Origin of the sequence: Microbacterium yannicii PS01 (genome assembly GCF_000304335.1) — a bacterium.
Lineage (GTDB): Bacteria > Actinomycetota > Actinomycetes > Actinomycetales > Microbacteriaceae > Microbacterium > Microbacterium yannicii_A.
Map to the genome: position 1 here is coordinate 98997 of NZ_CAJF01000009.1, position 14483 is coordinate 113479.

The 14483-nt window shown below is 66.0% G+C and carries 13 protein-coding genes; 10 read left to right on the forward strand and 3 right to left on the reverse strand.

From position 1 onward, the window contains the following. Nucleotides 1–16 precede the first annotated feature (16 nt). The gene (locus tag WYM_RS07225; RefSeq protein WP_019180161.1) at nucleotides 17–1423 is read right to left on the reverse strand and encodes an MFS transporter; all 1407 of its coding nucleotides are present in this window, start codon (nucleotides 1421–1423) and stop codon (nucleotides 17–19) included. Nucleotides 1424–1446: 23 nt separating this feature from the next. After that, nucleotides 1447–2637: a Gfo/Idh/MocA family protein gene (locus WYM_RS07230; RefSeq protein WP_019180162.1), complete on the reverse strand. Its 1191-nt coding sequence runs from the start codon at nucleotides 2635–2637 to the stop codon at nucleotides 1447–1449. Between the two features lie 164 nt (nucleotides 2638–2801). Here WYM_RS07230 and WYM_RS07235 point away from each other — a divergent pair, with 164 nt between their 5' ends. The 7 genes from WYM_RS07235 to WYM_RS07265 all read left to right on the forward strand — a co-directional run bounded on the left by WYM_RS07235 (nucleotide 2802) and on the right by WYM_RS07265 (nucleotide 9935). Beyond that, nucleotides 2802–3809: a sugar phosphate isomerase/epimerase family protein gene (locus WYM_RS07235; protein ID WP_019180163.1), complete on the forward strand. Its 1008-nt coding sequence runs from the start codon at nucleotides 2802–2804 to the stop codon at nucleotides 3807–3809. A gap of 19 nt (nucleotides 3810–3828) precedes the next feature. Further along, nucleotides 3829–4677: a sugar phosphate isomerase/epimerase family protein gene (locus WYM_RS07240; RefSeq protein ID WP_019180164.1), complete on the forward strand. Its 849-nt coding sequence runs from the start codon at nucleotides 3829–3831 to the stop codon at nucleotides 4675–4677. Nucleotides 4678–4884: 207 nt separating this feature from the next. Next, the gene (locus tag WYM_RS07245) at nucleotides 4885–5949 is read left to right on the forward strand and encodes a substrate-binding domain-containing protein (RefSeq protein ID WP_019180165.1); all 1065 of its coding nucleotides are present in this window, start codon (nucleotides 4885–4887) and stop codon (nucleotides 5947–5949) included. Nucleotides 5950–6021: 72 nt separating this feature from the next. Continuing rightward, on the forward strand, nucleotides 6022–7086 hold the full coding sequence (locus WYM_RS07250) for an ABC transporter permease (protein WP_019180166.1): 1065 nt from the start codon (nucleotides 6022–6024) through the stop codon (nucleotides 7084–7086). Nucleotide 7087: 1 nt separating this feature from the next. Continuing rightward, nucleotides 7088–7879 carry an ATP-binding cassette domain-containing protein gene (locus tag WYM_RS07255; RefSeq protein ID WP_026059638.1) on the forward strand — a complete coding sequence of 264 codons (792 nt, stop codon included), beginning with the start codon at nucleotides 7088–7090 and terminating at the stop codon, nucleotides 7877–7879. Then, nucleotides 7876–8976, forward strand: a complete 1101-nt coding sequence (locus WYM_RS07260; RefSeq protein ID WP_019180168.1) for a transaldolase family protein — start codon at nucleotides 7876–7878, stop codon at nucleotides 8974–8976. Before WYM_RS07255 ends, WYM_RS07260 begins: the two co-directional genes overlap by 4 nt. Nucleotides 8977–9026: 50 nt before the next feature. Further along, nucleotides 9027–9935 carry a Cgl0159 family (beta/alpha)8-fold protein gene (locus WYM_RS07265; RefSeq protein WP_423793902.1) on the forward strand — a complete coding sequence of 303 codons (909 nt, stop codon included), beginning with the start codon at nucleotides 9027–9029 and terminating at the stop codon, nucleotides 9933–9935. A gap of 11 nt (nucleotides 9936–9946) precedes the next feature. Here the strand turns inward: WYM_RS07265 and WYM_RS07270 are convergent, their stop codons facing one another. Then, nucleotides 9947–10708 (reverse strand): GntR family transcriptional regulator, encoded by a 762-nt coding sequence (locus tag WYM_RS07270; RefSeq protein WP_019180170.1) that lies wholly within the window; start codon nucleotides 10706–10708, stop codon nucleotides 9947–9949. 194 nt (nucleotides 10709–10902) lie between these two features. On the opposite strand from WYM_RS07270, the gene iolC reads away from it, so the two are divergent. Genes iolC through WYM_RS07285 form a run of 3 tightly spaced genes read left to right on the forward strand, consistent with a single transcriptional unit; the run spans nucleotide 10903 to nucleotide 14346 of the window. Further along, entirely contained in the window at nucleotides 10903–11859 is a 957-nt protein-coding gene (gene iolC / locus WYM_RS07275) for a 5-dehydro-2-deoxygluconokinase (RefSeq protein ID WP_019180171.1), read from the forward strand. Between the two features lies 1 nt (nucleotide 11860). Beyond that, on the forward strand, nucleotides 11861–12769 hold the full coding sequence (locus tag WYM_RS07280; RefSeq protein ID WP_051008085.1) for a class I fructose-bisphosphate aldolase: 909 nt from the start codon (nucleotides 11861–11863) through the stop codon (nucleotides 12767–12769). Nucleotides 12770–12792: 23 nt separating this feature from the next. Further along, on the forward strand, nucleotides 12793–14346 hold the full coding sequence (locus WYM_RS07285) for a CoA-acylating methylmalonate-semialdehyde dehydrogenase (protein ID WP_019180173.1): 1554 nt from the start codon (nucleotides 12793–12795) through the stop codon (nucleotides 14344–14346). Nucleotides 14347–14483: the final 137 nt, after the last annotated feature.

The window sequence follows — 14483 nt, forward strand, 5'->3', positions numbered from 1 at the left end:
TCTCTCACTTCGTGGGTCACAGGCGGACCGCCCGGCGTGTGGCCCGATGGCCCGCATCACGTGGCAGCAGGATCGCCCCGGTGAGCGGCACGACCATCACTGCTGCCGCCATCACGTAGGCCCAGGAGTAGCCGGATGCGGCGTCTCCCAGGATCCGTTCCGTCGCATCCGTGCCGACGCGTACCAGCAGCGTCGCGACCACGATTCCGATGGCCGCGCCTGCCTGCTGAAGAGTGGATGACAGCGTGTTGGCGTTGTTCATGTCTTCGGGCGCGATGTCGGCGAACTGCAGAGTGCCGTACGCGCTGAACCCGAGCGAGCGGAACACGCCACTGAAGAACAGCACCGTGGTGATCAGCGCGAACGGCGTCGCGGCGGTGAACGAGGCGCACACGGCGAGCAGCGCGAGCCCGAGCGCGTTCGAGACGATGAGCGTCGTCCGGAATCCCAGCAGACGGATGATCGGTGTGGTCAGCGGCTTGATGCCGAGATTGCCTGCGAAGACGGCGATCACGGCGATGCCTGCCAGGAACGCGGACCAGCCGAACGATACCTGAAACTGCAGTGTGAAGAGGAACGGTGCCGCGGTGATCATAAGGCGATACACGGTGCCGCTCACGTTGCCTGCCCGGAAGGTGAGGAGACGAAGCGCGCTCAGGTCGAGAAGGGGAGGTTCTCCTCGCTTCATCGATCGCACGGCGACGGCGCCGAGCACGAGGCCGGCGACGGCGAGGCCGCCTCCGAGCACGAACGCGAAGAGATCTCCTCGGCTCATCACCTCGGCGCCCAGAGTGACCGCCGCAAGCGCACCCGCGACCAGCACGAAGCCCACGACGTCGAATCGCCCGGCTCGATCAGCCCCTCCGTCTTTCAGAAGGACCCAGCCGGCGACCAGCGCGGCGATGCCGAGTGGGATGTTGAGGAGGAAGATCCAGGGCCAGCCGATCGTGTCGCTGATCAGACCGCCAAGAGCCGGAGCGACGACGGGCGCGATGAGCGCGGGCCAGGTGAGGTAGGCGACCGCCTCGAGGAGGTCCTCGGGACCGGTGGCGCGCAGGACGGCGTATCGGCCGACCGGCACCATCAGCGCGCCGCCCACGCCCTGCAGCACGCGCGCGGCCGTGAGCAGTTCGAGGGTCGGCGCGACGGCGCATAACGCGCTGGCGATCGTGAAGACGGCGATGGATGCCAGGAAGATCCGGCGGATCCCGAAGCGTCCGGCGAGCCAGGCGCTGGCCGGGATGCAGACGCCGACGGCGAGCAGGTACGCCACGATCGTGGCGCCGACGTCGACCGGTGCCACGCCGAGGTCCTGCGCGATGGCGGGGGCGGCCGTCTGGATGATCGTCGCGTCGAGATTCTCCATGAACAGCGCCGTCGCGGCGAGCAGGGCGACGCCTCGGCTGAAGCTGCGGGGGCGCACCGGTCCTCCTCGACGGGTGTCGGTCAGGCCTCGACGGACGTCCAGGCCCCGCTGTCGCAGGAGCGCTCTGCGGCCTCGAGGACCTCGGTCACGCGCCACCCCGCCTCGAAGTTCGGCGACGCCTCGCGGTCGTCGAGGATCGCCTGGAAGAGATTGCGGATCTCGATGACCTTGAGTTCGTGCAGACCCAGCGTGACCCCAGGGAACGGCCAGAACGCCCCGTAGTTGGGGTGCTGGGGGCCCAGGGTCAGGACCGTGTTGCCCTGGAAGACCTGCGCTTCCTGACCGCGAAGGAAGAGCTCGACCTTGTAGGATTCCTGCTGGGAGAACCGGAGGGAGCCCTTCGACCCAAGCACCTCGAATCCCAGGTCGAACGGGTGCCCGTTGCCGACGCGGTTGGCCTCCAGCACCGCGGTGCCGCCGCCCGCGAGACGCCCCAGTACGAACGTGATGTCGTCGTTCTCCACAGGGACGAGTGGAGCATCGGCGGCAGCGGTGGACCCGTACGAGGCGGCGCCGACGGCCTCGGGGCGCTCCTTCACCGCGGTGGCGAGCTCGCCGAACACGGACGTCAGCGGTCCGGCGACCTCGTGAACGATGGCGACGATGTGCGAGCCGATGTCGCCGAGGGCACCGAGTCCCGCCTTCGCGCGCTCGTAGTGCCATGTCCGGGGGAGCCGCGGGTCGGCGTTGGCGTCGACCACGAAGTGAGCCTTGACCGACCAGACGTCGCCCAGCGTCCCGTCCTCGACCAGCTGCTTGGCCAGCTGAACGCCCGGGTTCCCGAGGTACGAGAAGCCGACGATTGTACGGACGCCGGCGTCGCGCGCCGCTTCCCACATGCGCTTGGACTCCGCCGCAGTGATGGCCAGCGGCTTCTCGCAGTACACGTGCTTGCCCGCGGCGATGGCCGCCATGGCGACCTCGTAATGCAGCCAGTTCGGTGTCACGATGTCGACGATGTCGATATTGGGGTCGTTCACCGCCTCCTGCCAGTTCGCGGTCCACCGGGCGTAGCCCAGGCGCTCGGCGGCTTCCCGTGCCGATTCATCGCTGGCGTCGGCGAGGAGCTCGAGCCGAGGCTTCGCGCCGAGTTCGGGGAACAGCGTGCTCAAAGCGCCGTAGGCGATCGTGTGCGAACGGGCCATGAAACCCGCACCGATCAGTGCGATGCGCAGCCGACGCTGGTCGTCGACGGTAGGAGTGATCGTCATTGAAGCTTTCCTGGACGGGGCCCCGGAGGCCGGGAGCGGCGGACTAGCTGATGTTAGAACATATTGACATCAGTTGTAAACGAAACATAGGCTACGACCGCTCGCCTGCAATCCATGCAGGCACACGCTCCAGCAAGGAAGCTCGAACTGAAGGACACACGCGCATGAGAGTCGGTCTGTATCTGGCAGGTCTGATGGACCTGTCTTTAGAGGACGCACTCGATCGGACTCGTGAGTGGAGGCTCACCGACGCCGAGGTTCCCGCCGGCGGGTTCAATCCCTACGGTCACTGCGATCCGGGAGAGCTCGTGGCCAGCGCGGCCCGCCGCGACGATTTCCTCGGCGTCTTCGCCGACAAGGGCGTCAACCTCGCGATCCTGAACGCCAACAGCAACCCCATCCACCCGGATCCCGAGGTCAGCGTGCCGCACGCCAAGGACCTTCGCGACTCGATCGTGCTCTCGCGTCAGCTGGGGCTCGACCGCGTCAACGTGATGTCGGGCAGCGTAGGCTCCGGACGGGGAGCCACCCTGCCGACGTGGTCGCTCGTTCCCTGGGAGAGCGGTCTGCTCGAGGTACGCGACTACCAGCTCTCGGTTGCAGTGTCGTTCTGGACTGAGGTTGCCGCCCTCGCCGAGGAGAACGATGTGAAGCTCGCCTTCGAGATCCACCCGCACATGGTGACCTACAGCCCGGCCAGCCTGGAGCGTTTCATCGATGCGGTCGGCTCCGACTACCTCGGAGTGAACCTCGACCCTAGCCACCTCTTCTGGCAAGGCATCGACCCATCGCGATTCGCGCGGCGCTTCGCAGGCAGGATCTGGCACGTTGCGGCAAAGGACACGGTCCTCGTCGAGGACGCGATCGCCGAGTGGGGACTGCTCGATGACCGCTACACCTACATCCCAGCCGACGAGAAGCCGCAGCCTCTCGGTGGCCGCTACCTGACAACGCGGCCGGCGCAGGACGGTCCGTGGCATTTCGTCGCCGCCGGCCGCGGTCACGACACTCAGTGGTGGACGGACTTTCTCGCCGATGTCCGTGTCGCCGGGTTCGACGGCGCGGTCTGTATCGAGAACGAGGACTGGGATCTTCCGCGCGAGGAATCCATTCCCATCGCGGCCGCGACTCTTCGCGCCGCTGTCGGCATAGCCGAGCCCGTCCTCGCCTGACCGATTCGAAAGGAATCTTATGAAGCTCGCACTGGACCCGCTTCCGTTTCGTCACCTTCCGATCCCCGAGATGGTCCGCACCGTGGCCGACCTTGGCTACGAGTGGATCGAGTTCTCGCAGCGTGACGACTTCTTCCCGTTCTACCGCCATCCGCGCGCGAGCGATGAGCTCGTCCAGGAGTTGAAGAAGTCGCTGAAAGACACTGGAGTCAAGATCGCGTCGGTGCTGCCGATCCTTCGGTGGTCCAGCCCTGACGAGGATGAGCGTCAGGCCGCCGTGCGCTCCTGGCTGCGCTCCATCGACATCACCGTCGAACTCGGCGTCGACCAGATGAACTCCGAGTTCTCCGGACGCCCTGAGCAGTCCGAGCGCAGCGAGGCACAGTGGCTGAGGTCCATGGAGGTCATCCTGCCGCGCCTCGAGAAAGAGGGGATCAAACTCAACATCGAGCCGCACCCCGACGACTTCATCGAGGACGGCATCGAGGCGGTCCGGATGATCCGCGGCATGAACTCGCCGCTTCTCGGGTTCCTGTATTGCGTACCTCACACGTTCTACCAAGGACATGACATTTCGCACATCGTCGAGTACGCGGGCAAGGACCTCAAGCACCTCCACCTCGCGGACTCCTTCGACTACCGCGCCTCCGGGGGACGCCGCTACCTCCTGAATCCGGCGGAAACCACTGCCACCGTGCACCAGCACCTTCCGTATGGGCAGGGAGAGGTCGACCTCGACTCCTTCTTCGCGGCGCTCAAACGCGTAGGGTTCGACGGAATCGCAACCGTGGCCGTCTTCTCGCAGGAGGAGAAGGCCATCGAGAACTCGACCTGGATGCGCGAGGAGACGCTGCGTCGCCTCGCTTGAGCAGTCCGCACACGGCCGACGCATCGCGGATGCGTCGGCCGTTCTGCTGCTCCCGTTCGAGGAGAGTAACGAATCGGCAACAAGGTGTGTATGTCTTGACATTCTCATGTCAATGTCTTTACGATCGAGCACACCCTGGTGTTGGCAATGCAGCTTCCATTCGGTCAGCAGAGCAGCTAACCCGAGACCTATGAAAGGGCCCGGACGATGAATGTCTCGAAGCTCGCATTCCCGCGCATGACCCGGCGCGCACGTCTTCTCGCTCTCGCGGTTCCGGCGGTCCTCGTCGCCGCGGCCGTCACCGCGTGCACCCCGGGCGGAACCAGCCCGGACGCCTCATCCACGAACAACGCCAGCGGCTCGGACGCCAGCGGTGTCAACATCGTCGTGATCGGCGGCGCGTCGGACGACTCGTTCTTCTCGTCCGTCAAGCGGGGCGTGGACGACGCGGCGAAGGTTGTGGAGGCCAACGGCGGCAAGGTCACGTATCTCGCTCTCGCGAATTACAACAACATCGGTCCGGATGCTGCACAGCTCGTGAAGAACGCGCTCGGCCAGGACCCCGATCTCGTGGCCGTACCGGACTGGGTGCCCGATGCCGAGGAGCCCGCGATCCAGGAAGTGATCGACTCGGGAGTGCCCGTGATCATCTACAACTCCGGTGGCATGGAAGCGGCGGAACGAACGGGCGCTCTCACCTACATCGGCACCGACGAGTACCTGGCTGGTGTGGCCGGCGGTGAGGCGCTCGGGGAGGCGGGGGTCACGAAGAACGTCTGCGTCAACACCGTTCCCGGCGCCCAGAATCTCGAGGACCGCTGCCGCGGCGTGGCGGATGGCCTCGCGAAGTCCGGCGGCGAGTCGACCCAGCTCGCCCTCGCGGGATCGAACTACGGAAACCAGACCGCCGTCGCGCAGGCTATCAAAGCCGCGATCCAGCAGGACCCCTCGGTGGACGGTCTTGTCACGGTCGGTGGCTCCGACAGTGCTGCAGCCCTGGATGCCCTCGGGCAGGCGAACACGGACGGGAAGGTCAAGTACGTCCACTTCAACGTCGACATGAACACTCTCAACGCGATCAAGGACGGCGTGGCGCTCGCCGCGATCGACCAGCAGCCGTACCCGCAGGGCTATTACACCGTGTCTGCAGCGCTGCAGTACGTCGCCTTCGGCATCGAGCTGCCCACCAAGCCGATCCTCACCGGTCCGCTTGTCGTCAACGCCGACAATGTCGACCTCGCCATCAGCGGCACCGAGGCCGGCGTCCGCTGACATCCCCTTGGTGGTGTTCGGCGATCGCACTCCGGGCACCACCGGACCACTTCCCTCTAAGGAGCCACACTCATGAGCATCGACCTCTCCACGGCGACGCTGAAGGCGATGCCGTCGGCGCCGCCCGAACCCAAGGAGTCCGCCGTCCGGCGCCTCACCCGCCGCCCCGAGATGGGCGCACTCGCCGGCACTGTCCTCGTCTTCGTCTTCTTCTCCATCATCGGCGGTCAGAACTTCCTGTCGCTGGGCGGCACCGCCAGCTGGCTGAACGTCGCCTCGGAGCTGCTGATTATCGCCATCCCGGTCGGACTGCTCATGATCGCCGGCGAACTCGATCTGTCGGTGGGATCGGTCCTGGCTGCGAGCTCGATGACGCTCGCCATCGCGTCGGGGACCTACGGCCTCCCGATGATCGTCGGCGTCATCCTCGCGTTGGGAGTGGGAGCGTTGGCCGGCTTCGTCAACGGCATCATCACCGCCCGCACCAACGTGCCCTCGTTCGTGGTGACCCTGGGCATGAATTTCGGCCTCGCGGGCATCGTTCTCGGCCTCTCGCGTGCCATCACCGGCACGACGAGCGTGCCGCTCGATGTCGACCCACTGTTCAAGAGCATCTTCGGCAGCATGATCGGCGGACAGTTCGAGGTGGCGATCGTCTGGGCCCTGGGGGTCGCCCTGGTGATCGCCTGGGTTCTTCAGATGACGCCGTGGGGCAACTGGGTGTTCGCCATCGGCGGTGACAAGGACAGCGCTCGGGCAACCGGCATCCCCGTCCCTCGCGTGAAGATCACCCTGTTCGTGATGAGCGGTCTCGGCGCCGCGCTGGTCGGCGTGATCCAGACCTGCCTCTACAACGGCGCCCAGACGTCGAACGGACAGTCCTTCGTCTTCAACTCGATCATCGCGGTCGTCATCGGCGGCGTGCTACTGACCGGCGGCTACGGCTCAGTCATCGGCATGGTCCTCGGCACACTGACCTTCGCGATCGTCAACCAGGGCATCTACTACACCGGGTGGAGCTCGGACTGGGCCAGCTTCATCCTCGGTGCACTGCTGCTCGCTGCGGTCCTCATGAACAACACGTTCCGTCGACTCGCCCTGTCGAGCGGTCCGAAGAAGTCCGGAAAGAAGGCCTGAAATGTCCGAATCACTCATGAAGCTCGAAGGCGTCGGCAAGAGCTTCGCCGGTACCGAAGCGCTGGCGGACATCTCGCTGGACATCGAGCCGGGCAAAGTGCTCTGCCTGCTGGGCGACAACGGCGCGGGCAAGTCGACGCTCATCAAGATCCTCTCCGGCTATCACGCGCCGACATCCGGCACCATCGAAGTCGACGGCAAGAAGGTCGTGTTCAACAGCCCCCGGGATGCCAGCGCCGCGGGAATCGCCACGGTGCACCAGTACGGCGGTACGTTCCCGCTGATGAGCGTGGGACGGTCGTTCTTCGTCGGATCCGAGCCGACGAAAGGGTGGGGGCCGTTCAAGCACTTCGACAAGTCGACGGCCAACAAGGTGGCCATAACCGAGCTCAAGAGCCTGGGCATCACTCGCATCAACGACGGCAATCGCCTCGTCGGTGGCATGTCCGGTGGCGAGCGGCAGTCTCTCGCGATCGCGCGGGCGGTCTACTTCGGCGCCCGGCTGCTCATTCTGGATGAGCCCACAGCGGCGCTCGGTGTAAAGGAGGCCTCGCACGTCCTCAAGATCATCATGCAGGCACGCCAGAAGGGCATCGCCGTGGTCTTCGTGACGCACAACGTGCTTCATGCCATGACAGTCGGCGACAACTTCGCGGTGCTGATCCACGGACGCAAGGCTGACGACTTCGCCAAGGGCGAGCGCACCCGCGAGCAGATCACCGACCTGATGGCCGGTGGCGAGGCGATGGCGGAGCTCGAGGCGGAGATCGCGCAGTTCGAGCGGCAAGCATGAGCGCAGTCGACGGAGAGGCGGTCGTGGGCGCCGCCCACGGCCCTCTCCGGGCAGCGGTCGAGTCGACGCCGACCGTGCTGTGGAACGACTCCGCCGACCCGGCTGAACTACGCCGGTCCATCGAGTTCGGGGCCGTCGGGGCGACGTGCAATCCCGTGATCGCGTTGACCGCGATCCGCAACGACCTGGATGCGTGGGGTCCTCGAATCCGCGAGCTCTCCGAACTGCACCCCACGGCGGGAGAGTCGGAGATCGGCTGGCTCGTCGTCCAGGAGCTGTCGATAGCGGCGGCGAAGCTGCTGGAGCCGGCGTTCGCCGCCAGTGGGGGACGTGACGGGCGCTTGTCCATCCAAACCGATCCACGACTGCACCGCGACGCCGAGGCGCTCGTGGAGCAGGCCGTGCTGTTCAGCGGGTTGGCGGAGAACATCATCGTGAAGATCCCCGCCACGGCGGTGGGCATCCGCGCGATAGAAGAGGCGACGTACCGCGGCGTGAGCGTGAACGTCACCGTCTCATTCACGGTGCCCCAGGCGGTGGCAGCTGCTGAGGCGATCGAGCGAGGGCTCAACAGACGTTCGGAAGCCGGGCTCGCCGACCGGGAGTTCGGATCCGTCGTTACCATCATGGGTGGGCGTCTGGACGACTGGCTGAAGATCTGGACGCAGCGCCATCGCGTGCTCATCGATCCGGGCTACCTGGAGTGGGCGGGTGTGGCGGCGCTCAAGCGCGCTCACCACACCTTCGTCGAGCGCGGTTACCGCGCTCGAGTACTCTCGGCGGCGTTCCGGAATCACATGCAGTGGTCTGAGCTGATCGGCGGCGATCTCGTCGTGTCACCACCGTTCGACTGGCAGGCACGGATCCACGAGAACGGCCTGCCGACGCCCTCGCGGATCGACGTGCCCGTGGACTCGCGCGTGATCGAGACCTTGCAGGAACGCGTTCCGGAGTTCCGACGCGCATATGAACTCGATGGCCTCAGCATCTCCGAGTTCGATTGCTTCGGCGCGACGCGCGCCACGCTTCGTCAGTTCCTCGATGCGGACGCGCAGCTCGACGCGCTCGTCCGCGACATCCTCGTTCCCGCGCCCTGAGAAGTGGAAGCCAGCAGCAATCGGCTCCCACTCCCGTCTGGACACCGCCGATGACGCCGCCACCCACCACATCGTCGCCCTGCCGCGAGAAGTTGCTGGACTTCGATCGTTTGCGGGAAACCCGCGCCGCGTCGCCCGAAGCGATCGCGGAAGGCTATCGTTCGCGCGTGCGAAGGGATTTGCGAGCCTCTGATGGCGGGCTCCTCATCATCGACGCAGATCTGGCTCGCCGACCCCCATCGCACGAGTGCCGCTCGAGCGAGATAGGACGATACAGGCTGCTCGCACGCCTGGCGACGGCGCTCGAGATGCCGGGGGTAGACGGGGTTCTGGCCACACCGGACATCCTCGACGATCTGGTGATGCTCGGCGCGCTCGAGGAGAAGGTCGCCGTCTCGTCGCTGGATCCCGCGGGTCCGGCGGACGCCCCTTTCGTCACGGGCAACGGACTGACCTCGTCTACGGTGCGCGCGGTGCGCGAGGCTCGTCTCGACATGGCCAAGCTCTCGCTGTGCATCGACCTCGCCGACGCCCGCACAGCGGCCCTCCTCGAACGCGCCGGTCGTGTGGTGACCGAGGCGTCTCAGTCCGGACTGCGTGTGCTGATCGAGATCATCTCGACACGCCGCGGCGACCCCGCGACGGAGGATGACGAAGCCGAGGCTCTGATGAGGTCCGTATCGATCGCGGCAGGTCTGGGTGGGGGCTCCGCTGCGTCGTGGCTTCTGCTGCCCGCGGCCGGTGCAAACGTGCTGGCTGCCACCACGCTTCCAGTGCTTCTCAGAAAGACAGAGCGCGACGCTGCGAATGGCGCGGTGGGAGCGACGGCGGCATCCGCCGCGCATCATGGCGTTTGTGGCAGGGTCGTCGATGCCTCGGTCCTCTTTCCGCGCGACGGCGACTTCCTCCGATCCGTCGGTCAGGCCGTGTCGACCGTGCAGCGCGTCAAGCCGCGGTAGGTCCGCCGGCATCATTTCGCGACGAGTGTCGTCTCGAAGCTGTAGAGGTCGGTGCGATAGCAGTGATGCCCGAACTCGATGGCGCGTCCAGCGCTATCGAACGCCACCCGCTCCATCGTGAGCACTGGGCCACCCTTGTCGATGTCGAGAAGCTCCGGCTCGTCACGCTGCGCGCGGCGAGCCCCGATCTTCTGCTTGGCGATGCGGATAGTGACTCCGCGTCCGCGGAGGATCTGGTAGAGGCTGCGCTCCTCCAGTTGCTCCGCCGTGATGTCGGCGAACTCTGCCGGGAGGTAGTTCTCGAGAATGGCGATCGCCACCCCGTCGGTACTCCTCGCCCGGCGCAGATAGAGGATCTCGTCGCCGGGCCGGATGCCGAGAGCCTCGGCGACGGCGTCTGACGCTGGCTGCAGCTCGTGAGTGAGGACCCTTGTCCCCGGCTCGTGCTGGGATCCCTTGAGATCCTCGTAGAGGCTCGTGAGTTCGACCGGTCGCGTGACCTGGCCCTGGACAACCTGCGTGCCGATGCCGCGACGTCGCACCAGCAGTCCCTTATCGACGACCTCCTGGATGGCGCGGCGCACCGTCGGTCGAGAGAGACCGAGTCGCTGGCCGATGGAGATCTCATTGTCCAGTCGTGCGCCCGCCGGTATGTCGCCGCTGCGGATCGCCGCTTCCAGGCGACTGGACACCTGGAAGTAGAGCGGAACCGGGCCCGTGCGGTCCAGGTCCAGAAACAGCTCGTCGGGCCAGACTGTCTCGTCAGTCACCATGAACTCTCCCTTGACATTCGTGAGCAGACTCTCATCTTAATGTCTCAACAATATTACTCACCCGCCCTTATGAAACGCCTAAGGACTTGCGCACCTCGGAGATATACCCCGCGTATGAGTTGTGTTATTGTTAGGACATAGTCGTCCAGCCGGGGCGGCCCGATCAAAGACTCGAGAGAGTTGTACAGCGGAGTATGACCGAAAACCTGATTCCTCACGACGTCCTCGCGATCGGTCGCCTGGGTGTCGACATCTACCCTCTCCAGGACGGCGTCGGCCTCGAGAAGGTCGAGACCTTCGGCAAGTACCTCGGCGGTAGCGCAGCCAATGTGACTGTCGCGGCTGCGCGCTATGGCCGCGCCTCGGCGCTGATCTCGCGGGTCGGTGACGACCCGTTCGGCCGATATCTGCTTGCGGAACTTCGTCGCCTGGGCGTCGAGAACCGCTACGTCACAGTGGATCGCGATCTGAAGACCCCGGTGACCTTCTGCGAGATCTTCCCGCCCGATGACTTTCCGCTGTACTTCTATCGCGAGCCCAAGGCGCCTGACCTGAACGTCGAGTCGTCTGAAATCGACCTCGATGCTATTCGTGCTGCGCGCGTGTTCTGGCTCACCGTCACGGGTCTGAGTCAGGAGCCCAGCAGGCACGCGCATCTCTCCGCGCTCCAGGCTCGTGGGCGGGCGGATCACACAGTCCTCGACCTCGACTATCGCTCGATGTTCTGGAGCGAGCCGGCCGAGGCCTCGGCGCAGATCGCCCACGCGCTCGAGCACGTCACTGTAGCTGTCGGCAATCGCGAGGAATGCCTGGTGGCGGTCGGCGAGAGCGAGCCGCTGCGTGCGGCGGACGCGCTGCTGGATCGCGGTGTCCGTCTGGCGATCGTCAAGCAGGGCCCCAAGGGTGTGCTCGCAAGAACGGCGGACGAGACCGTCGAGGTGCCGCCTCACTTCGTCGATGTCGTCAATGGTCTGGGTGCCGGCGACGCGTTCGGCGGTGCGCTGTGCCACGGACTGCTCGAGGGCTGGGACCTGGAACGGATCCTCCGCTTCGCCAACGTGGCTGGCGCCATCGTCGCCTCACGCCGGGAATGCTCCACCGCAATGCCGACGACCGATGAGGTCGAAGCGATCCTCATGACGGGAGTCTGACGTGCCCGCCCCAACAATCCTCGAGTTCTCCCGACTGCGCAGCCTCCGCGCAGATCGCCCCGATGCAGTCGCGCACGCGCTCAATGCCCGGAAGCGACGTGACGTCGTGCGGGGCGACGGCAGATTGTTCATCGTCGCCGCCGACCACCCGGCACGTGGCGCGCTCGCCGTCGGTTCGGACCCGACAGCGATGGCCAACCGCTATGACCTCCTCGAGCGCCTGGCGATCGCCCTGGAGCGCCCCGGGGTCGACGGCGTGCTCGGAACCCCGGATATCATCGACGATCTGGCTCTGCTGGGACTCCTGGATGACAAGATCATCGTCGGGTCCATGAACCGTGGGGGCCTGCGCGGCGCGACTTTCGAGATGGACGATCGCTACACCGGTTATGACGTCCCGTCGATGACAGCCGCAGGCGTCGACTTCGCGAAAACGCTCGTCCGCATCAATCTGGCCGATCCCGCCACGGCCCCGACTCTGGAGGCGACTGCCAACGCCGTCACAGACGCATCTCGGGCAGGCTTGCCCATCATGCTCGAGCCGTTCATGAGCCGATGGGTCGACGGCCGGATCGTCAACGACCTCACACCGGACGACGTCATCCTGTCGGTGGCGATCGCGTCCGGCCTGGGTGCCAGCAGTGCGTACACGTGGATGAAGCTGCCCGTGGTCGACGACATGGAGCGGGTGATGGAGGCTACGACTATGCCGACCCTCCTTCTCGGCGGTGATTCGGGAGCGGATCCCGACGAGACGTTCTCGACATGGGACGACGCTCTCACTCTCCCGGGCGTCCGCGGGCTGACCGTCGGGCGCACCCTCCTCTATCCGCCCGATGGCGACGTCGCGGCCGCCGTCGACACCGCCGCCCAGTTGGTGCACCGAACCGGCCTCGCCGCGGCTTCCTAACCCTCCAGATCAAAGGAACAATCATGAGCACGATCGAAACCACCCCGGCCGCTTCACCCGCAGCCACTGATGCCCGCACGATCTCGCATTGGATCGATGGCGCGGAACGTGCATCGTCGTCGGGTCGGACGGCGCCGGTGTTCAACCCGGCCACGGGCGCCGTGCAGGCCCAGGTCGCGTTGGCTGACCAGGCCGAGATCGAGCAGGCGATCGCGTCGGCCAGGCGCGGCTACGCGGTGTGGTCGAAGTTCTCCATCGCGAAGCGTCAGACAGTGCTGTTCAACTTCCGCGAGCTGCTGAACGCGCGCAAGCGGGAGCTGGCCGAGATCATCACGGCCGAGCACGGCAAGGTCGTCTCCGACGCGATGGGCGAAATCCTCCGCGGACAGGAGGTCGTGGAGCTTGCCACCGGCTTCCCGCACCTTATCAAAGGAGCGTTCAGCGAGAACGCGTCGACCGGCATCGACGTGTACTCGCTGAAGCAGCCGCTCGGTGTGGTGGGCATCATCTCCCCGTTCAACTTCCCCGCGATGGTGCCGATGTGGTTCTTCCCGGTGGCCATCGCCGCCGGGAACGCGGTGGTCCTCAAGCCCAGCGAGAAGGACCCGTCCGCAGCGCTGTGGCTCGCGCGACTGTGGAAGGAAGCCGGACTTCCCGACGGCGTGTTCACCGTGCTGCAGGGCGACAAGCTCGCCGTGGACGGGCTGCTCGAAAGCCCCGACGTGGCCTCGATCTCGTTCGTCGGGTCCACTCCGATCGCGCAGTACATCTACGAGACCGCGTCGCGCCACGGCAAGCGAGTGCAGGCGCTCGGAGGGGCGAAGAACCACATGCTGGTGCTCCCGGATGCCGACCTCGACCTCGTCGCCGACCAGGCCGTCAACGCCGGGTACGGCGCGGCGGGCGAGCGGTGCATGGCGATTTCGGTCGTCCTTGCCGTCGAGCCGGTCGCGGACGAGCTGATCGCGAAGATCTCTGAGCGCATCGCCACGCTTCGCATCGGCAACGGTGCCGGCGTGGACGGGGTCGAGCCGGACATGGGACCCCTGATCACGGACGTGCACCGCGACAAGGTGTCCTCGTACGTCGACATCGCCGAGCAGGACGGCGCGAAGATCGTCGTCGACGGGCGGAACTTCACCGTCGACGGACACGAGGACGGGTTCTTCTTCGGTCCCACCCTGATCGACGACATCCCCACCACCTCCCGCGCCTACCAGGAGGAGATCTTCGGACCGGTGCTGTCGGTCGTGCGGGTGCAGTCCTACGACGAGGGGCTGGACCTGATCAACTCGGGCCAGTTCGGCAACGGCACGGCCATCTTCACCAACGACGGCGGCGCGGCCCGCCGCTTCCAGAACGAGGTCGAGGTCGGCATGATCGGCATCAATGTGCCTATCCCGGTTCCCGTCGCGTACCACTCGTTCGGTGGCTGGAAGCAGTCCCTGTTCGGCGACGCGAAGGCCTACGGCGTGCACGGTTTCGACTTCTTCACCCGGGAAAAGGCCATCACCAGCCGCTGGCTCGACCCCGCCACCCACGGCGGCATCAACCTCGGCTTCCCCCAGAACAACTGAACCCAGACCGGGATGCCGCGGACATCCGATCTTGGCCGCGGCATCCCCACAACACGCGGACACAGCTCCGATCACCTGCGAGCCCAGTTCGCCAGCGCCGCGGCCGCGGACCCACGGGTTCCGCGGTCGCGGCAGAG